18 protein-coding genes are annotated in these 25072 nt (G+C 70.4%); 15 read left to right on the top strand and 3 right to left on the bottom strand.

Annotation, left to right across the window (positions count from 1 at the left end; all coding sequences use genetic code 11):
- Window positions 1–1491, top strand: a complete 1491-nt coding sequence (locus AB7M35_RS18475) for an energy transducer TonB family protein (RefSeq protein ID WP_453961890.1) — start codon at window positions 1–3, stop codon at window positions 1489–1491.
- 30 nt (window positions 1492–1521) lie between these two features.
- Here AB7M35_RS18475 and AB7M35_RS18470 read toward each other — a convergent pair whose 3' ends face one another.
- Window positions 1522–2553 (bottom strand): LLM class flavin-dependent oxidoreductase, encoded by a 1032-nt coding sequence (locus tag AB7M35_RS18470; RefSeq protein WP_453961889.1) that lies wholly within the window; start codon window positions 2551–2553, stop codon window positions 1522–1524.
- A 424-nt stretch (window positions 2554–2977) separates the two neighbouring features.
- On the opposite strand from AB7M35_RS18470, the gene AB7M35_RS18465 reads away from it, so the two are divergent.
- Window positions 2978–3469, top strand: coding sequence for a MarR family winged helix-turn-helix transcriptional regulator (locus AB7M35_RS18465; protein ID WP_453961888.1), 492 nt, complete (start codon window positions 2978–2980; stop codon window positions 3467–3469).
- A gap of 18 nt (window positions 3470–3487) precedes the next feature.
- On the top strand, window positions 3488–5206 hold the full coding sequence (locus AB7M35_RS18460; RefSeq protein ID WP_453961887.1) for a thiamine pyrophosphate-requiring protein: 1719 nt from the start codon (window positions 3488–3490) through the stop codon (window positions 5204–5206).
- Window positions 5207–5308: 102 nt separating this feature from the next.
- Here AB7M35_RS18460 and AB7M35_RS18455 read toward each other — a convergent pair whose 3' ends face one another.
- A complete protein-coding gene (locus tag AB7M35_RS18455; protein ID WP_453961886.1) occupies window positions 5309–5692 on the bottom strand; it encodes a hypothetical protein in 384 nt (127 codons plus the stop codon).
- Between the two features lie 869 nt (window positions 5693–6561).
- On the opposite strand from AB7M35_RS18455, the gene AB7M35_RS18450 reads away from it, so the two are divergent.
- From AB7M35_RS18450 to AB7M35_RS18435, 4 genes are all read left to right on the top strand, one after another.
- Window positions 6562–8007: an aldehyde dehydrogenase gene (locus tag AB7M35_RS18450; protein ID WP_453961885.1), complete on the top strand. Its 1446-nt coding sequence runs from the start codon at window positions 6562–6564 to the stop codon at window positions 8005–8007.
- A gap of 218 nt (window positions 8008–8225) precedes the next feature.
- The gene (locus AB7M35_RS18445) at window positions 8226–9272 is read left to right on the top strand and encodes a TRAP transporter substrate-binding protein (RefSeq protein ID WP_453961883.1); all 1047 of its coding nucleotides are present in this window, start codon (window positions 8226–8228) and stop codon (window positions 9270–9272) included.
- A 10-nt stretch (window positions 9273–9282) separates the two neighbouring features.
- Window positions 9283–9867, top strand: coding sequence for a TRAP transporter small permease (locus tag AB7M35_RS18440; RefSeq protein WP_453961881.1), 585 nt, complete (start codon window positions 9283–9285; stop codon window positions 9865–9867).
- A gap of 16 nt (window positions 9868–9883) precedes the next feature.
- Window positions 9884–11203 carry a TRAP transporter large permease gene (locus tag AB7M35_RS18435; protein ID WP_453961880.1) on the top strand — a complete coding sequence of 440 codons (1320 nt, stop codon included), beginning with the start codon at window positions 9884–9886 and terminating at the stop codon, window positions 11201–11203.
- Here the strand turns inward: AB7M35_RS18435 and AB7M35_RS18430 are convergent.
- On the bottom strand, window positions 11172–12116 hold the full coding sequence (locus AB7M35_RS18430; RefSeq protein ID WP_453961879.1) for a LysR substrate-binding domain-containing protein: 945 nt from the start codon (window positions 12114–12116) through the stop codon (window positions 11172–11174). The two genes, AB7M35_RS18435 and AB7M35_RS18430, sit on opposite strands and share 32 nt — an antisense overlap.
- 162 nt (window positions 12117–12278) lie before the next feature.
- Between AB7M35_RS18430 and AB7M35_RS18425 the strand changes: the two genes are divergently transcribed.
- The 8 genes from AB7M35_RS18425 to AB7M35_RS18390 all read left to right on the top strand — a co-directional run bounded on the left by AB7M35_RS18425 (window position 12279) and on the right by AB7M35_RS18390 (window position 25047).
- The gene (locus AB7M35_RS18425; protein ID WP_453961878.1) at window positions 12279–15098 is read left to right on the top strand and encodes a molybdopterin oxidoreductase family protein; all 2820 of its coding nucleotides are present in this window, start codon (window positions 12279–12281) and stop codon (window positions 15096–15098) included.
- Complete coding sequence (locus tag AB7M35_RS18420) at window positions 15095–15874, top strand: 4Fe-4S dicluster domain-containing protein (protein ID WP_453961877.1); 780 nt, start codon at window positions 15095–15097, stop codon at window positions 15872–15874. Before AB7M35_RS18425 ends, AB7M35_RS18420 begins: the two co-directional genes overlap by 4 nt.
- Window positions 15875–16801 carry a dimethyl sulfoxide reductase anchor subunit family protein gene (locus tag AB7M35_RS18415; protein WP_453961876.1) on the top strand — a complete coding sequence of 309 codons (927 nt, stop codon included), beginning with the start codon at window positions 15875–15877 and terminating at the stop codon, window positions 16799–16801. It begins immediately after the preceding gene.
- Window positions 16802–16954: 153 nt separating this feature from the next.
- Complete coding sequence (locus tag AB7M35_RS18410; protein ID WP_453961875.1) at window positions 16955–18277, top strand: MmgE/PrpD family protein; 1323 nt, start codon at window positions 16955–16957, stop codon at window positions 18275–18277.
- The gene (locus AB7M35_RS18405; protein ID WP_453961874.1) at window positions 18274–19665 is read left to right on the top strand and encodes an FAS1-like dehydratase domain-containing protein; all 1392 of its coding nucleotides are present in this window, start codon (window positions 18274–18276) and stop codon (window positions 19663–19665) included. Before AB7M35_RS18410 ends, AB7M35_RS18405 begins: the two co-directional genes overlap by 4 nt.
- 199 nt (window positions 19666–19864) lie before the next feature.
- Complete coding sequence (locus AB7M35_RS18400) at window positions 19865–20647, top strand: copper chaperone PCu(A)C (protein ID WP_453961873.1); 783 nt, start codon at window positions 19865–19867, stop codon at window positions 20645–20647.
- Between the two features lie 190 nt (window positions 20648–20837).
- Window positions 20838–23990: a DUF2169 domain-containing protein gene (locus AB7M35_RS18395; RefSeq protein WP_453961872.1), complete on the top strand. Its 3153-nt coding sequence runs from the start codon at window positions 20838–20840 to the stop codon at window positions 23988–23990.
- Between the two features lie 4 nt (window positions 23991–23994).
- Window positions 23995–25047: a pentapeptide repeat-containing protein gene (locus AB7M35_RS18390; protein ID WP_453961871.1), complete on the top strand. Its 1053-nt coding sequence runs from the start codon at window positions 23995–23997 to the stop codon at window positions 25045–25047.
- Window positions 25048–25072 lie beyond the last annotated feature (25 nt).

Genomic DNA, 25072 nt, shown 5'->3' with positions numbered 1-25072 from the left:
ATGGCGCGGGCCGGCCCTCCCCGTCCTCCGGCGCACGACACCGGCAGCCACTCGGCCGCGCGCGCGCTCGGTTGGGTGACCTGCTTCGCGGTCGTGCTCACGGCGACCTCCGCGCTGGCGCTCGCCGCGCTGTCGACCCGCCTCGACGCGCCCGAGGTGGCGGCGATGGAGCCGGCGATCCTCGTCGACCTGCCGCCGATCGAATCCCTCGACGAGCCGGCCCCGGACGCCTCCGACGTCGTCTCCACCGCGGGCGCCTCCGCCGCGACGCCGCTCGAGGTTCCGCCGGAGACGATCGAGGAGCCGGGCGCGGAAGAGGCAACGGACGAGACGCTGGCGGTCGACCCGCCGGTCGAGGCGGAGCCGGATCCGGAGGCCGAGGAACGCGTCGAGACCCCGCAGCCGGTCGAGCCGGAGGAGATCGAGGACCCCGTCGAGGAGGCGGTTGCCGAGCCGCTCCCCGAGCCCGAGCCCGCCCCGGAAGAGGTCGCGGACCCGCTTCCCGAGCCCGAACCCGAAGAGGTCGCCGAGCCGGTCCAGCCCGAGCCTGAGGCTGTCGAAGAGCCCGTCGAGGAGCAGGTGGCCGAGCCTGTCGCCGAACCGGCCCCCGAGCCGCAGAAGCCGGTCGAGCAGGCAGCGCCTCCGGAGACCCCTGTCGAGCCGGACCCGCCCGAGCCCGAAACCGTCGAGACGCCCAGCCCGGTCGAGCCCGAAGTGGCCGAGGCGCCCTCGCAGCCGGTCGCCGACCCCGAGATCGAACCGGAACTCTCCGAGGCGGCCGCCGCCCCCGAGGCACCGGTCGAGGCGGCGCCCGCCGACGAGCCGAGCGACACCGTGGTGGCCACCGTCCCGCCGGCGCCGGAGCCGAAGCCCGGGCCGGAACCGCTGGCGACCGCCGAGGTCTTCGAGCAGAAGCAGGCGCAGGCGTTCGAGCTCCCCGCGCCGCGTCCCGAGCCCACCGAGGAGATGCGCGCGGTGCTCGAGAAGGAGCGCGCGCGGATCGCCGCCGAGGAGCGGGAGGCCGAGCGTCGTGCCGAGGCGCGGCGGGCGGAAGCGCGCCGGCAGGCCGAGGAGAAGAGGCAGGAAGAGGCGCGCGAGCGCGCCGAGCGCCGGACGGCGGCGCGCAAGGAGACGGCCCGGCCGACCGAAAGCCGCCAGGGCAAGCCCGCCCCCCAGGCGCGCCAGGCGACCTCGCGCGCGGCGGCCGCGGCGGCGAACAACACCTACCAGGTGCAGGTGCGGCGGGCGATCGAACGCCAGAAGCGCTATCCGGCGCGCGCGCGCCCCGCCGAAGGCACCGTCCGCGTCAGCTTCACCATCGGCGCCGGCGGCGGCATCACCGGAGCCCGGCTCGCCCGCAGCTCGGGCAATCAGGCTCTCGACCAGGCGGCGATGGACGCGGTCAGGCGGGCGCGGGTCCCGCCGATCCCCAAGGAGATCGGCACGAGCAGCATGTCGTTTACCGTGCCGATGACCTTCTCGATCCGCTAGCCCCCGGCCCATGCAGGCCGTCCGCGGCGGTCAGTCCTCCGTCTCGGGCGCCGCCATCGGACGGCGCGCGCCGCGGCGCGCCGACAGCGTTCCCCAGATCCGATGCACCATGTCGTCGAAGTCGAGCCACGCCGCCATGTCGAGGCACGGCCGGACGGCGAGCATGTCGAGGCCGGCCGCCTCCAGCGCCAAGAGCCGCGCGGCGCAGTCCTCCGGTCCTCCGACGATGACCAGCCGGTTGATCACGGCTTCGGTGAGGAGGTCGGCCAGCCGCGCCCGATCCTCCGCCGCGACGGCGACGCGCACGGCCGCCACCAGCTCGGGGTCGAGCCCGTGGAGCGCCGCGAAGTCGTCGCTCAGGTCGGCGATGGTTCGGCCCAGGTTGCGGCGGAGCGAGGCGTAGACGGCGGGCGTGTCGTCGGCGCAGATGACCAGGTTCCAGGCGACGATGCGCGGTCGGGGAGCGCCCGCCGGACGGGCCTCGCCGATCAGCGCGCGAATGGCCGAGATCGCGTCGGCCGTCGCCGCGCCGTCGACGATCACGCCGTCGGCAACCTCCCCCGCCAGCCGGATCGTGTCGGTGTCCCGGGCGGTGACGAACAGCTCGACGGGGTGCGGCGGCAGCCGGCGCAGCCGGGCCCGGTCGAGGCGGAACGTCGGCGCCTCCATGCTGACGGTCTCGCCGGCGACGAGCGCCTTGATCGCCAGCACCGCGCTGCGCATGGTCAGCGCCGGGTCGTCGTGCGAGGCGCCGATGGCCGAGCGGGCGCGGGCGGAGCCCGAGCCCAGCCCCACCATGATGCCGTCCTGGCGGAGATCGGCGAGCGCGGCCGCGCTGCGGGCGATCTGCAGCGGATGGCGCACGGCCGGATCCGCGACGCCGATGCCGATCCCGATGCACGAGGTCGCGGCCGCGATCGCGCCGGTCAGCACGAACGGTTCCGGAGTCTGCGCGCCGTCGGGGATCCAGAGACGGTCGATCCCCGCCGCCTCCGCCCGCTGCGCCATCATCAGGAAATCGCCCGCTGCCTCGCGCGGCAGCGTCGAAAACGAAAACTGCATCCCCTCGCCTCCCCGGCGGCGATCATCGCCGCGCGCGCCGACGAATGCACGGGCCGGTCACGACCCGCGCCGGATCGCGACGACGTCAGACAGATTCGGCCTGGCGTCGGCGTGATCGTGTCCGGCAGCCTGACCCGGAATGAGGGCGGAAAGCCGGCATCCCCGTTACTTCGTCCTGCTCCGGCAAATGGAAATCCATAAATGGCTCGATGGGCAGGATATGCGCCGACCGCAGGTATCGTCTTCCCCGAAGCTTGCGCCAGGCTGACCACATCCTCCCGCGGCGCGGCCCGGCCCACTGATAGTTTGATCTAAAACTAGTTGCAGCCCTCGAGAGCTTGGCCTATAGCTTGAACGCGCACTTGAAGCGCCTCACGGAGGCTGCAGGCTTTCTGCAAACGGCGCTCGGGAGAACAAAAAGACGATGGAAAACCGGGCAAAGTCAAAGCCGACCGCCGGGACCGCGCCGGAGCCCGACGACGACGGGCGCCCCAATCTGGGTCCGCTCGAACACGCCACCGGCTTTCACCTGCGCCTTGCCCAGAACGCCTCGTTCAAGGCGTTCAAGCGCCACACCGGCGAGGCCGACCTGCGGCCGGGCTGGTTTGCCGTCCTCAACATCATCCATCACAATCCCGGAATCACGCCGATCGCGCTCAGCCGCGGCTGCGGACGGGACAAGTCCACCATCACCCCCGTGCTGCGCGACCTGCTGCGCGACGGGCTCATCCGCCGCGGCACCATTCCGACCGACAAGCGCAGCTACGCCCTCTTCCTCACGGAGGAGGGCGAGGAACGGCTGTCGCACCTGGCGGCCTGCGCGGCGGCCCACGACAAGGAACTCGACGCGATCGTCGGGGACAAGAAAGACGAGCTCATCCGGCTGTTGCGCCGGATTGTAACCGTGCTCGACTGAGGAACGCCGGATTTCATCATGTACACGACAAGCACAGCCTTCCTCGAGGCCCTGAACGAGGCCGGGATCACCTACATCTTCGCCAACTTCGGCAGCGACCACCCGGCGCTGCTGGAGGCGATCGCCGAGGCGCGCGCCAACGGCCGGAAGATCCCGCAGGTGGTCACCGCGCCGAACGAGATGGTCGGCATGAGCGCCGCCCACGGCTTCGCCCAGGTGACCGGCCAGCCGCAGCTCGTGCTGGTGCACGTGGAATGCGGCACCCAGGCGCTGGCCGGCGCCGTCCACAACGCCGCGCGCGGCCACGTGCCGATGCTGATCTTCGCCGGCGCCTCGCCCTTCACCCAGGACGGCGAGATGAAGGGCAGCCGCAACGAGTTCATCCAGTGGATCCAGGACGTCCACGACCAGCGCGGGATCATCCGCGGCTACACCAAGTACGACGCCGAGATCCGCACCGGCGAGAACATCAAGCAGGTCGTGCACCGCGCCCTGCAGTTCACCTCCACCGACCCGAAGGGCCCTGTCTACCTGATGGGCGCCCGCGAGGTGATGGAGGCCGACATCGCCAACCCGGTGACCATCGAGCCCCGGCACTGGCGTCCGGTCGATCCGGGCGCGCTCACCGCCGGCGCCATCGACCGCATCCTTGACCACGTCGAGAAGGCGAAGCGCCCGCTGCTGGTGACCTCATACGCCGGCCGTAACCCGGACGCCGTGCCCGAGCTCGTGCGCTTCTGCGAGCGCGTCGGCATGGGCGTGCACGAATCCGTGCCGAGCGCCCTCAACATTCCGCACGACCACCCGCTCTATCTGGGCAATCAGTGGAACGAGCCGTACCAGGACGAGGCGCTGGCCGAGGCCGACTTCGTGCTGGTGGTCGACAGCGACGTGCCGTGGATCCCGTCGCACAACAAGCCCGCCCCCGGCACGCCGGTGGTCCACATCGACGTGGATCCGCTGAAGGAGAACATGCCGCTCTGGTACATCGGCGCGGAGGAATCCGTGCGCGCCGACGCGCAGACGGCGCTCGCCCAGCTGAACGCGGCGCTCGACGCGCGCGCCCCGGACGCGAAGGCGGTCAGGGCGCGCAGCAAGCACTATGCGGCGGCCAGCGAGAAGCGCCGGGCCGGGATCGAGGCGCTCGAGGTCCAGTCGGAAGGCCTGATCACGCCGGAATTCCTGACCGCGACGGTGCGCCGCCACATCGATCCGGACAACACCATCGTGCTCTCGGAGGGCATCACCAACTACACGGTGATCGCCAACCACATGCGGATGACGCGGCCGGGGTCCTATTTCGCCAGCGGCGGCGGCTCGCTCGGCTGGAACGGCGGCGCGGCGATCGGCACCAAGCTCGCCGCGCCGGAGAAGACCGTCGTCGCCCTGTCCGGCGACGGCTGCTACATGTTCTCCATCCCCTCGACGGTCCACTGGATGGCTGGCAAGTACCAGACGCCCTTCCTGCAGGTCGTCTACAACAACGGGGGCTGGAAGGCGCCGCGCTTCTCCGCGCTCTCGGTCCATCCGGACGGCTACGTGTCCAGGGCCAACGACCTTGACCTGTCGTTCGACCCGCCGCCGGCCTATGCCGACATCGCCGCCGCCTCGGGCGGCGCCTGGGCGCGCAAGGTGGACCGTCCGGAAGACCTCGACGCCGCCGTCGCCGAGGCCCTCGCCGTGGTGCGTGACGAGAAGCGCTCCGCCGTCCTCGACGTCTGGCTCGCGCCCGTCTGAGCCGGCCCGCCGGGCCTCCGGTCGGTCAGCCGTCCGGAGCGCTCCCGTCCAGGCTTGAGCACTTGCGCCGTTCAGGCCGCGTCGATCTGAACGGGAAGCGATCTACCGCTCGCAGCGGAAGACCGGGATGATCGGTCCCCAGAACGACAGGGCGACGGCGTTGCCGCCCTGCTGGTAGCCGAACACCGAGTTGCCCTTGCTCGGCGTGCCGTCCTGGATGCAGCCCGACAGCGACAGCTCGAACGTGCCGTTGGTCTCGGTGTCGATGTCCTCCACCTTGCAGACCAGGTCGGCCACCACCAGCCGGTCGTCCTGGATGCGGACCGCCTCGCCCCCGCAGTCGGGCTCCAGCGTGTAGCGCCCGAGGAAGCCGAGGTCCTGGTCCTGCGCGGCGGCGGACGACGCGAAGCCGACCAGCACGGCGCACGCCAGCGCCGCCCGCGCGTTCGCGCATCGCCGACGCGTCCTGGTTTTCGATCCGATCACTGAACGACCCTTCCCTTTGCACGACGAGGCTGGCCCCGGACGCGACGCGCGCGTCGGCGGACCGGCTCCATGCCTTTCTCACGCATGGGCGTGCGGCGAAAGGGTGTCAGGCCGATGCAGCCAGGTAGGTATCTTCGAGAAGCCGCGGCTCCACCGGCGATCCGTCGCAGCGGACACGGCGGCGGTTGACCCCGCAGCCGGGCGGCCAATACCCGGCACCGGGCGCTGTCCTGCCCCACGCACAGGACGCCGAGCCCGGCGGCATTTCCTTGCATTCCGGGCGCGCTATCTACCGGCCCGCCGTTCGGCGCGGGCAGTGTCCGGTCCGCTTTCGACCTTGAGTTTATGCCCGGATAATGTTTGAGTGCAAACTAGAATTGGGCGCCCTCGACCGCTGTGGCGCGCCTGCCGGAGGACCGGTTGAACGGTTCCCGGGTGACGTCGGGAGGATCGACCATCGTGCCACTGCTGACCGACAGGGCCTGCCCGATCACCGGCGGAGCGGGGAGCGTCGGGCCCTCCGCCGCGCGCCGTTTCCTGCATTCCCCGATCGGCCGGATGCGCGGCATCGCCAGAGCCCGCGGGCCGCGCGGCGTCCGGCCCGGCGCAATGCGTCCGCCCGGCCGCCATGGAACGGCCGGGGAAGTGACCCGTTCCCTCCCATGCCGCGCCTCGGAGCTGTCGCGCGTCACGACCGGCTCGAGGCTGACGGCCGACGGCTGCATGAGCGCCTAGTCCCCGGGCGCGCGCGGAGGGCGGTCGAACGACCGGTCGTCCCCGCGTCCCGATCCCGCGCCAAGCCCGCATCCACAGACATCACCTACTCCCGCGCCGGACACAGGCGCATCGTTCAAGAAGGAGCAAACCCCATGGACATCACCATGCTCATCGGCGGCGCCGACACGCCCGCCACCGACGACGCCCTGTTCGAGCGCCGCAACCCGGTGTCGGGCGACGTGGCGACCCGCGCGCCGGCGGCCAAGCCGGCCGACGTGGACAAGGCCGTCGAGGCCGCCGCCGCCGCCTTCCCCGAGTGGTCGGAGATGGGTCCGGGCGCGCGCCGCAAGATCCTCAACAAGGCGGCCGACGCGATGGACGCCCACACCGAGGAGTTCATCAAGGTCGCCATGGCGGAGACCGGCGCCACCGGCCCGTGGATCGGCTTCAACGTCATGCTCGCGGCCAACATGCTGCGCGAGGCGGCGTCCATGACCACCCAGATCACCGGCGAGATCATCCCCTCCGACAAGCCCGGCACGCTGTCCATGGCGATCCGCCAGCCGGTCGGCGTGCTCGTCGGCATGGCCCCCTGGAACGCCCCGGTGATCCTGGCCGTGCGCGCGCTGGCGCTGCCGATCGCCTGCGGCAACACCGTCGTCCTCAAGGCCTCCGAGATGTGCCCGGCCACCCACCGGCTCATCGGCAAGGTCCTCACCGACTCCGGCCTTCCCAAGGGCGTGGTGAACGTCGTCACCCATTCCGCCGAGGACGCGCCGGAAGTCGTCTCCGCGCTGATCGCCCACCCGAAGGTGAAGCGCATCAACTTCACCGGCTCCACCCGCGTCGGCAAGATCATCGCCGGCGAGGCCGCCAAGTACCTGAAGCCGGTGCTGCTGGAGCTCGGCGGCAAGGCGCCGCTGGTCATCCTCGACGACGCCGACATCGAGGGCGCGGTCAACGCGGCCGCCTTCGGCGCGTTCATGAACCAGGGCCAGATCTGCATGTCGACCGAGAAGATCGTCGTCGACGACAAGGTGGCCGACGAGTTCGTCCAGCGCTTCGCCGCCAAGGCCGGCGCACTGCCCTACGGCGATCCGAGCGGCCACGTGGTGCTCGGCTCGGTGGTCAACCGCGACACCATCGAGAAGGTCGACGCGCTGATCAAGGACGCGGTGGCGAAGGGCGCCGAGGTCGTCACCGGCGGCGCGACGGACAGCACCATCATGCCGGCGACCGTCGTCGACAAGGTCACCCCCGACATGCGCCTCTACGGCGAGGAGTCGTTCGGCCCGGTGGTCTGCGTCATCCGGGTGAGCGGCGTCGACGAGGCGGTGAAGGTCGCCAACGACACCGAGTACGGCCTGTCGGCCGCGGTGTTCGGCAAGGACGTCCAGCGCGCCATGGGCGTCGCCCGGCGCATCGAGTCCGGCATCTGCCACATCAACGGCCCGACCGTCGGCGACGAGGCGCAGATGCCGTTCGGCGGCGTCAAGGCCAGCGGCTACGGCCGCTTCGGCGGCAAGGCGGGCGTCGCCGAGTTCACCGAGCTGCGCTGGATCACCGTCGAGGACGCCGGCCAGCACTACCCGTTCTGATCGAAACGGCGCACACTCCTCCCTGTCCGGCTGCTCTCGCCGGACAGGGAGGGACCGACAAACTCGTTGGGACTAAAACTAATCTGGACCTCATCCGGCAGAATGCCTAGGATCGGGCCGAGACAACCAGACGATACCAGACAACCGCCGGCGGGCCTGCAACACGCCGGCACCGGTCCCGACAACGAAGCGGGGCGACGCCACGGAGGAACGCGACAATGACCATCGGAAGACGTGAGTTTCTGCTCGCTTCGGCGGGCGTCCTGGCCGCGCCGGCGGTGCTGCGCGGCACCGCCTTTGCGGCCGACGCCGAGTACACCCTGAAGCTGCACCACTTCCTCGGCCCGAAATCGCCGGCCCAGACCCAGATGCTGGAGCCCTGGGCGCAGGCCATCGAGACGGACTCCGGCGGCCGGGTGAAGATCGAGATCTATCCGTCGATGTCGCTGGGCGGCGCGCCGCCGCAGCTGTTCCGCCAGGTCGCCGACGGCGTCGTCGACATCGTCTGGACGGTGAACGGCTACACGCCGGGCCTCTTCCCGCGCTCGGAGGTGTTCGAGCTGCCGACCGTCTTCACCAACGACATCGCCGCGACGAACCTCGCCATGCGCGAGATGTTCGACGAGTACCTGGCGCCCGAGTACGAGCCGGTCCACGTGCTGTTCAACCACGTGCACGCCGGCCAGGCGATCCACATGGCCAACGAGCCGGTGCACTCGGTCGCCGACACCCAGGGCAAGAAGCTCCGCGTGCCCGGCCCGACCGGCAACGCCGTCGTCAAGGCGATGGGCGCCACCCCGGTGACCATGCCGGTGCCCGACCTGCCCCAGGCGCTCGCCACCAGCGCCGTCGACGGCGCGCTGATCCCGTGGGAGATCATCCCGGCGCTCAAGCTGCAGGACGTCACCAAGTACCAGATCGAGGGGCCGGACAGGAACCGCTTCGGCACCACGACCTTCCAGGTGTCGATGAACCGCGACAAGTGGGACGCACTGCCCGACGACATCAAGGCGGTGTTCGACAAGAACTCCGACGAGGCGTGGCTGAAGAAGGTCGCCGAGATCTGGCGCAACTCCGACGACAAGGGCATCCAGATCGCCATTGATGCCGGCAACGAGCACATCGTCCTCACCGAGGAGCAGATGGCGACGTTCAACGACGCGCTCGGCCCGGTGGTCGACCAGTGGGCGGCCGAGCACACCGACTTCGATTCCAAGGCGCTCGTCGAGGCCGCCCGGGCCTCGATGGCCGAGAACAAGTCGTGAGCCTGGCCGCTTGAGCCCGAACGACACCCAGATGGACGCGGCCTCCGGGCCGCGTCCCGACACCCCGGCGGCGAAGGCCGTGCGCGGCCTTGCCGGCGTCATCACGGTCTGGGCCGTGCTCGGCGGCCTGGTCGCCTCGGCGCTGGCCGTGATGACGGCGTTCAGCGCGCTGTCGAACCTCTTCCTCGGCGTCCCGTTCCCGGCCGACTACGAGCTGATGAAGCATGTGATCGCCGTGGTGATCTTCATGTTCCTGCCCTACTGCCAGCTAGTTGGCGCCAACGTGACGGTCGACATCTTCACCGAGGGCATGAGCGACGGAAAGAAGGCCGCGATGAGCGTCTTCTCCTCCCTGTTCGCGCTCGCCTTCGCGGTGCTCCTGTTCCGCCAGATGTGGCTCGGGATGGGCAGCTACATGCGCTACGTGGAAACCACGCCGGTCCTCAAGCTGCCGCTGTGGACCGCGTTTCCGCCCATCCTCGTCTCCCTTGGGCTGCTCTTCCTCGCCGCGCTCGTGACCACGATCGACGGCATCCGCGTCATGCGCGGCCGTCCGCAGTTCGTCGAGCCCCACCCCCTGGAGACGGCCGAGTAGGCTTGCCGGAGAGACAATGGATAGCCTCGCCCTCGGCCTCCTCGGCCTTGTCGTCCTTCTCGGCCTGATCGCGATCCGCGTTCCGATCGCCTACACCATGATCCTGGTGGGCATCGGCGGGATCATCATGCAGTCCGGCCACGCGATCCTTCTCAACCAGCTGAAGGACCTCGCCTACTCGCAGTTCTCCAACTACGACCTCTCCGTGCTGCCGATGTTCATCCTGATGGGTGGACTGGCCGGGCGCACCGGGCTGTCGCGCGACCTGTTCCGCGGCGCCAACGCCTGGCTCGGCCGCTTTCGCGGCGGCGTGGCGATGTCGGCGGTCGCCGCCTGCGCCGGCTTCGGCGCGCTCAGCGGCTCGTCCACCGCGACCGCGTCCACCATGGGCACCGTCGCCCTGCCCGAACTCAAGCGCTACAAGTACAAGCCGTCACTGGCCACCGGCACCATCGCCGCCGGCGGCACCCTCGGCATCCTGATCCCGCCGTCGGTGGTACTCATCGTCTACGCCATCATCGTCGAGACCAACATCGTCACGATGTTCGCCGCCGCCCTGATCCCGGGCATCCTGGCGATGCTGATGTTCATCCTCACCATCGCCGTCTACGTGCGCCTGGTGCCCGACGCCGGGCCGGAGGGCGAACGCGTCAGCCGCGCCGAACTCTGGTCGGCGACGCTCGGCCTGCTGCCGGTGCTGGTGATCTTCGGCATCGTCATCGGCGGCATCTACGCCGGCATCTACAACCCGACGCCCGCCGCCGCGATCGGCGTGTTCCTGGTGGCGATCTACGGCGTGGTGCGCGGCAAGCTCAACTGGAGCGGCTTCGTCGCCTCGCTGCTGGAAACCGCGCGCATGAGCGGCATGATCTTCCTGATCCTGCTCGGCGCGGAGCTCCTGAAGATCTTCATGGCGCGGGCCGGCGTGCCCCAGGCGGCGGCCGAGTTCCTGCAGACCAGCGGGCTGGCGCCGCTCTCCATCCTGCTCCTGATCATCGTCGTCTTCCTGATCTTCGGCTGCCTGATGGATTCGCTCTCCATGGTGATCCTGGCGATCCCGTTCTTCTGGCCGGTGGTCGCCGGCCTCGACTTCGGCCTCGGCCCGGAGGAGACGAAGATCTGGTTCGGCGTGATCATCCTGGTGACGGTGGAGCTGGGGCTGATAACACCACCTGTGGGGCTGAACGTCTTCATCATCAACTCGCTCGCCCGCGAGGTGCCCATGCGCGAGACGTTCAAGGGCGTGATGCCGTTCTTCGCCTCGGAGATCGTCCGCGTGGCGCTGCTGATCGCCTTCCCGGCGATCACGTTGTTCCTGCCGCGCCTGCTCCAGTAGGCCCGGCGGCGGCGTCCGCCCCCTCCTCCCCCTCGCCCGCCGACAGCTCGGCGATCAGCGCCGACTGGGCCGCGCTCTGGTAGCGGTCGCGGTGGCGCACCAGCGCGAATTCGCGCGCCGGCAGATCCACGGGGATCGCCGTCAGCCGCCCTTCGGCGATGTCGCGGGCGACCACGTGGCCGGAGATGATCGTCGCCCCGGCGCCTGCCTCCACGGCCTCGCGCACCGCCTCGTTCGACGGCAGCACCAGGAACACCCTGAGCCGGTCCGGGTCGAAGCCCTCGTCGCGGGCGAACGCCTCGAAGATCTCGCGGGTGCCGGAACCCGCCTCGCGGATCACCCAGGGGATTGCCTCAAGGTCGAGCCGCCCGTTGGCCAGCCGCGGCGGCGCCGGCTGTCCGGCCGCTACCACCAGCACCAGCCGGTCGACGTCCACCGGCATCCGCACCAGCGTCCGGTGGCGGGTCTCGCCCTCGACGAGGCCGAGGTCGACCGCCCCCTCCGCCACCGCCGTCTCCACCTGCCGCGTGTTGCCGATCCGCACGTCGAGCCGCACGCCCGGATAGGCCGTGTGGAAGCTCGCCAGCCGGCGCGGCAGCCAGTGGGTGGCGATGGTCTGGCTCGCCGCCACCGACAGCGATCCCACCGTCAGCCCGGACAGGTCCTCCAGAACGGCCCGCGCCGTCGCCGCCCGCTCCAGCACCGCCCGCGCCTCGGGGAGGAACCGGCTGCCCGCCTCGGTGAGCTCGATGCGCCGCCCCAGCCGGTCGAACAGCGCCGTGCCGTAGCGCCGCTCCAGCGCCGCGATCGCCGCCGACACCGCCGACTGGGTCATCCGCAGGCTCTCCGCCGCGCGGGTCACGTGGCCGCGCTCGGCGACGGCGACGAAGATCTTCAGCTGGTCGAGGGTCATGGTCCTATAGAAACAAAATCGATCAAACAGACAAGGATTATGCGTTGGATCGAACGGTTCTGTCTGGACATATTCTAGAACGCGCCGGAGTCATCAGGTGGCTGGCCGCATCGTGGGACCGCTTCCGGGCGCCTCCCCGCCGGCCCAGCCGAATGGAGTTCCATGTCGGTCGAACCGAAGATTGCCCTGTCGCCCAAGGTCTCCGACGAGATCCGCAAGACCACCTGCTACATGTGCGCCTGCCGGTGCGGCATCAACGTGCACATGCGCGACGACAAGGTCCGCTACATCGAGGGCAACCGGGACCATCCGGTCAACCGCGGCGTGCTGTGCGCCAAGGGCTCCGCCGGCATCATGCAGCACTATTCGCCGGCCCGCCTGCGCGCCCCGATGATCCGCTCCGGCCCGCGCGGCTCCGGCCAGTTCAAGGAAATCTCCTGGGAAGAGGCGATGTCGACGGCGGTCGAGTGGCTCGGCCCGATCCGCGACACCGACCCGAAGAAGCTCGCCTTCTTCACCGGCCGCGACCAGAGCCAGTCGCTCACCTCCTGGTGGGCGCAGCAGTTCGGCACCCCCAACTACGCCGCCCACGGCGGCTTCTGCTCGGTCAACATGGCGGCCGCCGGCATCTACACGCTGGGCGGCGCGTTCTGGGAGTTCGGCTCCCCGGACTGGCAGCGCTCGCGCTATTTCATGATCTTCGGCGTCGCCGAGGACCATGATTCCAACCCCATCAAGCTCGGCCTCGCCGAACTCAAGCGCAACGGCGCCAAGATCGTCGGCGTGAACCCGGTCCGCACCGGCTACAACGCCATCGCCGACGAATGGGTCGGCATCACGCCGGGCACCGACGGCCTGTTCATCCAGGCGCTGACCCACGAGCTGATCCGCACCGGCAACGTCGATGTCGACTACCTGATCCGCTACACCAACGCCCCCTGGCTGGTGATCGTCGACAAGGGCACGGAGACCGAGGGCCTGTTCGCCCGCGACGCCGACGGCACGCCCCTCGTCCTCGACCGCAAGACCGGCGCCGTGCGTCCCTCCAGCGACGCCGACGTGGCGCCCGAGCTGAAGGGCCTGGTGACGCTCCCCGACGGTCGCACCGCCCGCCCGGTGTTCGAGCTCCTCGCCGAGAAGGCCATGAGCGCGGACAGTGCCCCGGACGCGGTGGCCGAGGCCTGCGGCATCAGCGGCGACACCATCCGCCGGCTTGCCGCCGAGATCGCCCACGCGGCCTTCAAGGAAGAGGTGGTGATCGACCAGCCGTGGACCGACATGCGCGGCGTCCGCCACGAGACCATGGTCGGCCGGCCGGTCTCCTTCCACGCCATGCGCGGCATCTCGGCCCACTCCAACGGCTTCCAGACCTGCCGGGCGCTGCACGTGCTGCAGCTCATCATCGGCTCGGTGGAGACGCCCGGCGGCTTCCGCTTCAAGCCGCCCTACCCGAAGCCGGTGGAATCCCACCCCAAGCCGCATTCGAAGGTCACCCCCGGCGCGCCCCTCGACGGCCCGCATCTCGGCTATCCGATGGGGCCGGAGCACCTGGCCATCGACGACGACGGCAACCCGATCCGCATCGACAAGGCGTTCACCTGGGACGCGCCGATGTCGGCCCACGGCATGATGCACATGGTGATCGCCAACGCCCACGCGCGCGATCCCTACGGCATCGACGTCTTGTTCATGTACATGGCCAACATGGCCTGGAACTCGTCGATGAACACCCGCGGCACCATGGAGATGCTGTCGGCCCAGAACGAGGACGGCTCCTACGTCATCCCGAAGATCATCTACTCGGACGCCTACTCCTCCGAGATGGTCGCCTATGCCGACCTGATCCTGCCGGATACGACCTACCTGGAGCGCCACGACTGCATCTCGCTGCTCGACCGGCCGATCTCCGAGCCGGACGCCGCCGCCGACGCGATCCGCTGGCCGGTGGTCGAGCCCGACCGCGACGTCCGCGGCTTCCAGTCGGCGCTGATCGATCTCGGCGCGCGCCTCAAGCTGCCGGGCTTCGTCAAGGACGACGGCACCGCCGCCTACCGCGACTACGCCGACTACATCGTCAACCACCAGCGCCGTCCGGGCATCGGCCCGCTCGCCGGCTGGCGCAACGACGACGACCGGCCCGGCCGCGGCGCGCCCAACCCGGAGCAACTGCAGCGCTACATCGAGAACGGCGGCTTCTACACCGCGCACATTCCCGAGGAGGCGCAGTTCTTCAAGCCGTTCAACAAGGCTTACCAGGACTGGGCGGTCGGCATGGGCCTGTTCGACGCGCCCCAGCCTTACGTCTTCCAGATCTATTCCGAGCCGCTAGCCAAGTTCCGCCTGGCCGCCAACGGCTTCGGCGACCGCCAGCCGCCGGAGCACCTGCGCGCCCAGATCCGCGAGACCTTCGATCCGCTGCCCCACTGGTATCCGCCGTTCGAGGGCGCCCTCGTCGACGGCTTCCCGATCCACGCGCTGACCCAGCGGCCGGCGGCGATGTATCACTCCTGGGGCTCGCAGAACGCCTGGCTGCGGCAGATCCACGGCCACAACCCGCTCTACGTGCCCGGTCCCATCTGCGAGGCCCACGATCTCCACGACGGCGACTGGGCGTGGCTCACGTCCCACCACGGCCGCATCAAGGTGCCCGTCATGCGCATGGACGCCGTCAATTCCCACACCGTGTGGACCTGGAACGCCATCGGCAAGCGCTCCGGCGCCTGGGCCCTCGACAAGGACGCGCCGGAGGCCACCAAGGGCTTCCTGCTCAACCACCTGATCCACGAGCTGCTGCCGCCGCGCGGCGACGGCCAGCGCTGGTCGAACTCCGATCCGATCACCGGCCAGGCCGCCTGGTACGACCTGCGCGTGAAGATCGAGAAGGCCGAGCCGGGTCCCTGGTCCGAGCCGCATCTGCCCGCCCAGGAGTCGCCCGTCGGCGTCGGCCCGGACGATCTCGCCTACGGGGAGGAATGGTCATGACCACGCTTCCTGAGACCACCGAGAAGAAGCTCGGCCTCGTCATCGATCTCGACACCTGCGTCGGCTGCCACGCCTGCGTGGTCGCCTGCAAGGAATGGAACACCGGCGGCTACGGTGCCGCGCTGTCCGATCAGGACCCTTACGGCGCAGCGCCCTCCGGCACCTTCCTCAACCGCATCCACACCTTCGAGGTGACTCCGGCGGAAAGCCGCGGCTGCGGCGGGCATGGTGGCGGCGCCGCGAACGCCCAGATCGTGCATTTCCCGAAGTCGTGCCTGCACTGCGACGACGCCCCCTGCGTGACCGTCTGCCCGACAGGCGCCAGCTACAAGCGCGCCGCCGACGGCATCGTGCTGGTCAACGAGGACGCCTGCATCGGCTGCGGGCTGTGCGCCTGGGCCTGCCCCTACGGCGCCCGCGAGATGGACGCCGACGCCGGCGTCATGAAGAAGTGCACGCTCTGCGTCGACCGCATCTACAACGACAACATCCCCGAGATCGACCGCGTGCCGTCCTGCGTGCGCACCTGCCCGGCCAACGCCCGCCACTTCGGCGACCTCGCCGACCCGACCTCCGAGGTGTCGCTGCTGGTGGCGGCGCGCGGCGGCGTCGAGCTGATGCCCGAGCAGGGCACCAAGCCGGTCAACCGCTATCTGCCGCCGCGCCCCAAGGCCGACATCGACGCGCCGGAATCCATCGACCTGATCGCGCTCGCCGAGCCGGAGACGACCGGCTTCCTCGGCTGGCTCGACCGCGCGCTGGAGCGTTTGAACTAGATGCATCCCGCCCCCTCGATCATCGTCTTCACCACGCTGTCCGGCATCGGCTTCGGGCTGATGGCCTGGCTCGGCCTCGGCATCGGGCCGGACGGCTTCTGGTTCGCGCTGTTGGGCTGCGGCTTCGCGCTGGGCTTCGCCTGCGTCGGCCTCCTCGCCTCGCTCTGGCACCTCGGCAATCCCCAGCGCGCCTGGCGGGCGCTCTCCCAGTGGCGGTCGTCGTGGCTGTCGCGGGAAGGCGTCGCCTCGATCGCGACGCTCACCCTGTTCGGCCTCTACGCGCTGCTGTGGGTGGTCTTCGGCATCCGCTCGCCGCTGCTCGGCGTCGCGTCCACGGTGCTCGCCATCATCTGCATCGTCTGCACCTCGATGATCTACGGCTCGCTGAAGGCGGTGCCGCGCTGGTCGAAGCCGCCCACCCCGCACATGTTCGTGGCGGTCGGGCTCGCCGGCGGCGCGCTGATGGCCGCCGCTCTCGCCCCGCTCTCCGGCCCCGCCGGCCCCCTCCCGGTCTGGCTCGCCGCCGTCGCGGTGCTCGTCGCCGCCGTCGTCTGGCTCTTCTGGAGCCGCAAGGCGCGCGACACCCGTCTCGACGCCGACGGCTCCACCCCGGAAACCGCCATCGGCCTGCCCGGCATCGGCCGGGTCCGCCTGCTGGAGGCGCCGCACACCTCGCCCAACTACCTGATGAAGGAGATGGTGTTCCGGATCGGCCGCAAGCGCGCCAACGCGCTGCGCAAGCTGGCGCTCGCCCTCGGCTTCGTCGTGCCGCTCGGCGCGCTGGCGCTGGCGCTCGCCGTGCCGGGCGTCTGGCCGCTGCTGCTCGTCGCCGTCCTGGCGCACCTCGTCGGCATCGCCGCCTCGCGCTGGCTGTTCTTCGCCGAGGCCCAGCACGTCGTCGGCCTCTATTACGGCCAGCGCGCCTGAGCCTTGCCCTCGGGGCGCACCCTGCCGGTGGATTCCGGCCGCTGCGATGACGTCGATCCCCACGCCGGCGCCGAGGGGGTTGCGGCGCCCCGCCCGAGGCGCGAGGATCGCACGCAGTCACCCCGCCGCCCGCGGCAGAGGTAGGGACGCGTCATGAGCCTCACACGGGATCTCGTCCGCCTGATCGATGCGAAGCCGGTCACCGACGCCGACCTCGCATCCGCCGCCCTGTTCGTGCTCGACACCGCCGCCTGCGCGCTCGGCGCCAGCACCTCCGACCCCGCCCGCATGCTGACCGCCGTCGCGCCGCCCGGGACCGCCGACACCGCCCGCCGCGCCTTCCACTTCGGCGGCCTCGCCCACATCCTCGAGATGGACGACCTCCACCGCGAGTCCGTCACCCATCCGGGCTCGGTGGTCATCCCCGCCGCCTGGGCGATCGCCGAGCGCGACGGCCTCGGCGGCCGCGCCTTCCTCGCCGCGGTGCTCGCCGGCTACGAGGCCTGCTGCCGGGTCGGCATGGCGGTCGGCCGCGCCCACTACCGGGTCTGGCACAACACCTCCACCTGCGGCCCGTTCGGCGCCGCCATGGCCGCCGGCCGGCTTCTCTGCCTCGACGAGGACCGGATGGTCTGGGCGCTCGGCAACGCCGGCACCCAGTCGTCGGGCCTCTGGGAGTTCCTTGCCACCGGCGCCATGAGCAAGCACCTGCACACCGCCCGCGCCGCGGAATCCGGCGTCCTCGCGGCCCTGCTGGCCCGGGAGGGCTTCACCGGGCCCGAGGCGATCCTGGAGGGCGAGAAGGGCTTCTTCGCCGGCCTCTGCGCCGATCCGGTGCCCACCGCCGTCACCGCCGATCCCGGCCGCCCGTGGGCGCTGACCGCCACCTCCATCAAGCCCTGGCCCTGCTGCCGCCACACCCATCCGGCCATCGACGCCGCCCTCGCGCTCCACGACCAGCTCGCCGGCGCCGCCGTCGCCTCGGTCGCCGTCGCCACCTACCAGGCCGCCCTCGACGTCTGCGACCGTCCGGATCCGACCGAGCCCTACGGCGCCCGCTTCTCGCTCCAGCACTGCGTCGCCGCGGCGCTCGCCGACGGCGCCGTGACGCCGGCAAGCTTCGACGGCCCGGCCCGCGCCCGGCTCGCCGACACCCGCGCCGCCGTCACCGTCGCCCTCTCCCCCGAGATCGACGCCGCCTACCCCGACGCCTGGGGCGCCGAGCTCCGCCTCACCACCACCGACGGCCGCACGCTGTCCGCCGTGCGCCACGACGCGAAGGGCGACCCCGGCAACCCGCTCTCGCCCGCCGAGATCGCCGCCAAGGCCCGCGCCCTGATGGTCGACGGCGGCATGGCCCCCGCGGCCGCCGACAGCCTCGTCGCCGCCATCCTGGCGCTGCCGGACGACCGCCCGGTCGCTGGCCTCGGCCTGTTCGCGGCGGCCCCGACCGGCGCCGCCCGGAGCGCCGCGTGACCGGACCCGGCGACAGGCCCTTCGCCGACTGGATCGGCCGGACGAGCGAGAGCGAGGACGTCGTCACCGACCGCCTCGATGCCAGCTTCCGGGCGGTCTTCGCGCCGCACCTGGCCGACGTGCCCGACGGCGCGGCGCCGCTCGGCATCCACTGGTGCCTGTCGCCCGCCATCGCGCCGATGGACGCGCTGGGCCGTGACGGCCACCCGGCCCTGTCGCGCGACCTGCCGCCGGTGCCTCAGCCCCGGCGCATGTGGGCCGGCGGCACCGTCGAGACGGTCGATCACCTGCGCATCGGCGACCGGGTGCGCCGCGTCACCACCATCGCCGACGTCACCCGCAAGGAGGGCCGCTCCGGCGAGCTCTGGTTCGTCGCCGTCGACCACGTCTACCTGACCGACCGCGGCCTCGCCGTGCGGGAACGCCACGACATCGTCTATCTGGGCGACCGCCCGGCTGCCGCACCGCGCCCCGCCCCGGCCACGCCGCCGGCGGACGACCCTGCGGCATGGACGGTGGAGACCTCGCCGACGCTCCTGTTCCGCTACTCCGCCCTCACCTTCAACGGCCATCGCATCCACTACGACCTGCCCTACGCGACCCGGGTGGAGGGCTACGACGGCCTCGTCGTGCATGGCCCGATCCAGGCGACGCTGCTGTTGAACTTCGCCGCCGCGCGGGCCGGACGACCGCCCGCCCGCTTCGCCTATCGCGGCCTGTCGCCGGCGATCGCCGGCCCGTCGCTGACCGTCGCCGCAGACCCCGACCGGCCCGGCACCTGCCGCACGCGCGGCCCCGACGGCCGCGTCCACATGGAGGCGACGACCGACGCTGCCGACGCAGCCGACACGGCCGACGTCGCCGCCCCCTCGGAGGCGACACACGCGCGTCCGGCGCCCGGCCTGGCGTTGTCGCTGCGCGTTCCGGCGCCCGCCGAGCGCCAACCGACCGCCGAACACCGTTCAGACATCAGGGAGGACTTCATGGCCGAAGACGAAGAGATGAGCGTCGACGCGTTCGAGATCGCCGACATCCTGGGGGGCGGCCACACGCCCGACGGCCGCTTCGTGGCGATCATCAAGCTGTCGGACGACAGCCAGCACGGCTTCATGATGACGCCGGGCAAGGTCGACGCGCTCGCCAACCTGCTGCAGGCCGCCCTCCTGGAATCCCAGGACCTGCGCGTCTCCTTCGGCGTCCCCGCCGCCCTCGAGGGCAAGTTCCAGGTCGCCGCGGTCGAAGCCGCCACCTCGCCAGCCGGCACGGTGCACATGGAGCTGACCGACCGGCAGGGCAATCTGGTCGACCTCGCCATGAGCCGCGACACCGCGATCGAATGGCGCGATGCCCTCACCCGCAAGATCGAGGCGGCCACGCCTGGGGAGTGACGCCGACCCGCATCGCGGCGGTTGCGGCTTGCGCGGCCGCCCCACTTTTTTTTCGGCGTCCGGGACCTCTCATCCGCATTGCGGACTGTTGAGCCGGCCCCGGCGCCGTGTAGAAGGGAGGCGGGCGACGAGGGGGTGCGTCCGTCGCGATCCGGGCACAGGTCTCGGTCGACGGGCGCCGCCGGCACGGGAGGGCAGGATGAACCGCACGTCGATGACGGCCTGCATGGCGGCCTGCCTGGCCGCGCTGCTCCTGACCGGCTGCGGCAGCAAGAAGGACAGCTTCAAGCCCGCCTCCATCGAAGTCGACCGTCCCTACATCTATCCCGAGCCCGCGCCGGCAAAGGCCGCCCCGTCGACGTCCTCGACGGCCCCGAAGGCCGCCACGCCGGCCACCGGCACCCCGCCGGCCAAGGCCTCCACGAGCACCAGGGCATCCAGGAGCGCCAAGGCCCCCAAGGGCTCCCGGACGGCGTTCGCGCTCATGCGCATCCGCAACAAGGGCGGCACCGCCGACCGGCTGCTGCGCGTCTCCTCGCCCAAATCCGGACCCGTCCAGATGCAGCGGACCTACGTGATCGAGGGCAACCCGATCCAGCGGACCGTGCAGGGCATCGACATCCCGGCCGGCGGCTCGGTCGAAATGTCCACCAGCGGCTACTTCCTGCGCTTCGAGCGCGTCAGCGAAACCTTCAAGGACGGCGGCACCTTCCCGATCGTGCTGGAGTTCATGGTCGCCGGAAAGCTGCCGGTGACGGTGGCGACCGACACCACCGGCCCCGGCCTTCCCCAGCCGGCCCCGAAGGACGCCGACGGCGATCCGATCGCCACCGGCGCGCCGATCTCCATCCAGGGCCTGGAATCCGGCCAGTACGGCACCGAGGCGACAGGTCCGGCGCCGAAGAAGGCCGCCACGACGGGACCCTCGTCCGCCGGCGCGTCGACGCCGCCGCCGGCCAACCTGTCCAAACCTTCATCCTGATCCAGTTGAAAATGGGCTAAGTCGATGGCGAGATGGCAGGATGTAGCGACGCATTGCCCGCTGCCGGAGCGTGCCCCGTACGGTTCGCATCGACTGCAACGACGCGGAACGGCCCGCCCGACTGTCCTGCTTCCGGGCCTGTCCCGTGGCGGGAGTCGCCGGCGCCCGTCCCGCCCTGGGAGCTGACCGGATGGCCGGGATCATCAAGCCGATGCGGCTCGGCATCCTGACGAAGTGCACCCCGCACGAAGGCGGTTCGATCTTCACCGTCACGGCGCTCGGCCTGTTCGACCTGCTCGAACCCGACTACCTGCTGATGGAAACCGGCCTCTGGCCGACCGCCGCCGACCAGCTGCCGCCCGGCTCGGTGCTGGACCTCGGGGCACCCAAGCCCAACGGCGAGGTCATCGTCGCCGGCAGCGCCATCCCGCCCGGCGGCCACGCCGTCGACAAGCAGCTCGTCGAGGTCCGCGTCGGACCCGTCGCCAAGCGCGTCGTGGCCATCGGCAACCGGGTGTGGACGCGCGGCGACCACGGCCCCGTCTACAGCGATCCCGTGCCGTTCACCCACATGCCGCTGGTGCCTCAGCTTGCCTTCGGCGGCGCGGGCTTCGCGGAGAACCCGGTCGGACGCGGCGTCGGCGCGCGCGGGCTCTACGAGGGCGGCTACAAGGCGCCGCTCCCCAACCTGGAGGACCCGGCCCACCCGATCCTGGAGATCGACGACACGCCGCATCCGGCGTGGTTCGGCCCCTACCCGCCCGACGCCCCGTGGCGCCAGCGGTACATCGGGACCTACGACCGCAAGTACATGAAGACCCATTTCCCCGGGTACCCGGCCGACTTCGACACGCGCTACTTCCTGACCGCGCCGGCCAACCAGCAGATCAAGGGCTTCTTCCGGGGCGACGAGCCGATCCACGTGTCGGGGATGTCGTCCAGCCATCCGAGGGTGGACTCGCGCCTGCCGGGCATCCGCGCGCGCGCCTTCGTCCACCGCAAGTCGGCGCCCCAGGGCTTCCACGAGCTGCACATGCACCTCGACACCGTCTGGATCTTCGGGTCGGTGACCAAGGGGCTGGTGGCGTTCCGCGGCTCGATCCAGTCCGAGGACATCGAGGGCGACGACATCTCCTACGTGATGATCGCCTACGAGCGCCTCTCCGATCCGCCGCGCGACGTGGCCCACTACGCCGAGGTCTACCGCCTGCGCCGCGACCCGGACGAGAAGATCAAGTATCTGCTCGCCGACTACCAGCTTTCGCCGGCGATCGATCCGGCCATCAAGGCAAGGCGGCGCGCCAGCAAGATCGACGCCTTCAACGCCCGGATCGCGAAATTCGAGGCCGCCCAGGCATTCAGCATCCGCAAGCAGTTCGAGGATCACGACCTGCCGCCGGCGCTGCTTCCGAAGATCGAGATGCCGAAGCTCCCGCCGATCGCCATCCCGACCGAGGAGGAGGTGGAACGCGGCGAAGCGGACTTCGCCGAGATGCTCGACGATCTTGAGGAGCAGAAGAAGTTCGCCGACACGCTGCTGGTCGAGCTCGAAGAGCTGCGGCAGGCGCAGGAGGCAGCCGGCGGCTTCAAGGCGCCGAAAGGCCTCCCGACCATCTACGACTTCAAGCCGGACATCGTCGCCGACCCCGCCTACGCCGGAGCGCTTGGCCACCTCGATCTCCCGCCGATCGACCGCGACGCCATCGCCGCCAGGATGGAGGCCCTGCCCGACGAGATGGCGGCGATGGCCGGCACCCCGCCCGAGAAGCAGCAGGCATCTCGCGACGCGGTCTCCAAGGCAAAAGCCCTCCTGTCCGGCGAGGCGTTCGAGGATCTCTCCTTTCTGGCGGTCACCGACGAGGAGCAGTTTACGAAGGCCCGCGCCCGCGCCCTCGACCTGCCCGAGGCGAAACCCTTCGCCGACGCGCGCAGGCAGATGGCGGATGCCGCCGCACGCATGGATTCCATGGGGCTGTCGGCGATGCTGGAACAGGCCCAGGCGATGGTCGGGCCCGGTAAGCTCTCGAGCGCGCTCGACAATGTGGACAGCAGCGTCATTGACCCCGATGAGGCCGCGGCGGGACGTGAGAAGCTGGCCGACGCCGAGCAAAAGCTCGCGAAGATGCTGCCGTCACTGGCCACAGACACACCCGGCGAAGGGTTCGATGCCTTCATCAGTTCCATGGCCGATTTCGCCAACGACCGGCCGAACGGCGACCCAAAGGAGATCCTTCGTCAGATCGAAGCCATCTTCGACCTGATGGAGCCGATGGTCATCGAGGGCGGGCGCAAGGCACGGCTCGCCCTGCCGAAGGCGATTGAACCGATGCCGCCTTTGAACGCCGCCACGGCGAAGCGGCTCGGCGCCCTCATCCTGGACGAGATCGGGGTTGCCAATCTTGCCGGACGCGACCTTGCCGGTGCCGACCTTGCGGGCGCCGACCTGTCGGGGGTCGATCTCAGCGGCACCATGCTGGACGGAGCCAATCTGAAGGGTGCGAACCTCTCCGGTGTGCGCGCCCATGGCACCGTGCTTTGCGGCGCAAACCTCGAGGGCGCGCGTTTGGCGGGCGCCGACATCAAGGACACCAACTTCGCCGGGGCGATCCTCGACCGCGCCGACTTCACCGGCGCGCGGATCGAAAAGCCGAACCTGATGGAGACGTCGCTGTCGGGCGCCATCCTCGCGTCTGCCGAGCTTGCCCGCTGGACGATCGCCAACGTGTCGCTGCGCGGTGTCGTCTTCGATCAGGCGACGGTGAGCCTGTCGACGTTCATCCGCTGTGATCTCGACCGCGCTAGTTTCCGCTCGGCGCGGCTGTTCAAGAGCATCTTCATCGAGGGCTCGGCGCGCGGCGCGCATTTCGACGGCGCCGATCTGGAAAAGACCGGCTTCATCAAGGTTCCGCTCGATCGCGTCAGCTTCGAGGGCGCGAGGATGCTGAGCAGCGGCTTCATCGGCGACATCGCGATGGAGCGGTCCAACTTCGCCGGCGTCACGGCCGTCAAGTCGAGCTGGATGGCCGCGAACATCCAGGAAGCCTGCTTCCTTAAGGCCAGCCTGAAGGAGTGCAACCTGATGATGGCCGACGCGCGCCGCTGCGACTTCCGGCTCGCGGTGCTTCACAACACCCTGATGCTGCGCGCCGACTTTCGCGAATGCGACTTCTTCGGCGTCGACCTGACCGGCGCGATGCTGCGCAAGGCCGACCTGTCGTTCGCCTCGCTGCGCCATGCCAACGCCTATGCCGCCGATTTCTCCCTCGCCAAGCTCCTGGGAACGGACCTGCACCATGCCCACCTCGTCCAGACCGCCTTTCGCGCGCCAGAAACTGTCTCTTGAGGAGATGCGCGAATATCTCGCGCACGACCTCCCCATCGTCACCAAGGATCTCGGCGGCACCGACTTCGCGGGTCAGGACCTGACCGGGGCGAAGTTCATCGACTGCGACCTGAGCGAGGCCGACTTCCGGGACGCCCGGCTCGACGAGGCCGGGTTCACCATGTGCGACGCGCCGCGCAGCCGGTTCGAGGGCATGAAGCTGACCCGCTTCACGCAGGTGAGCTCGGACATGAACGAGGCCGACTTCCGGGGCGCCACGCTCACCGACTGCCAGTCCGCCGGCACCACCTTCATGCGGGCCGACTTCGGCGAGACCGAGATGCTGCGCTGCGCCTTCGCCCGCTCGCCGCTGACCGGCGCCAGCTTCGAGGCGGCGCAGCTCGAAACCGTCGCGATGCTGCAGTCGGACCTGTCGGAGGTGATCTTCAAGACCGCCGTCCTGCACATGGTGTTCCTGACCGAGGCGGACCTGCGCACCGCCGACCTCACCCACACCCGCTTCCAGCAGGTGCTGATCATCGACGGCGACTTCCGTGGCCACACCTTCGCCGGGCAGACGCTGGAAAACTGCACGATCATGAAGGCCAACCTCGACGGGGTCGACCTGCGCGGCGCCAACCTCGCCAACTCGATCTTCATGGAGTCCAGCCTGCGCAAGGCCAACCTCGGCAGCATCCAGGGTTCCAAGGCGATCTTCAACGGCGCCGACCTGCGCGAGGCGGACTTCACCGGCAGCAGGCTCGACATGGCGAACTTCTCCGGCGCGGTCCTGCACCGCGCCTCGTTCCAGGACTGCCAGCTGCCGATCGCCCAGTTCGAGGGGGCCGACATCCGCGCCGCCGCCTTCGACGGCGCCGACCTTTCCAACGCCAACTTCGCCAACGCGCGCGTCGAGGGCGCCTCGCTGCGCCAGGTTAAATTTCAGCAAACTTCGTTGCACATGGTGGAGCTCGACAGCACATTCAGCACGGGCTCGACGGGAACGGTCAAAGGCACGGATCCGCATCGCGCGGTCGCCGAGCGCTACAATCCGTTTAAGGTCAAGCTCGCCGACTGACCGTCGGCGGCGAGACGACATGAGG

The sequence above is a fragment of the Amorphus suaedae genome (assembly GCF_053629675.1).
Note: the sequence above shows the minus strand (reverse complement) of the source record. Positions and strands in the feature narration are given on the sequence as shown.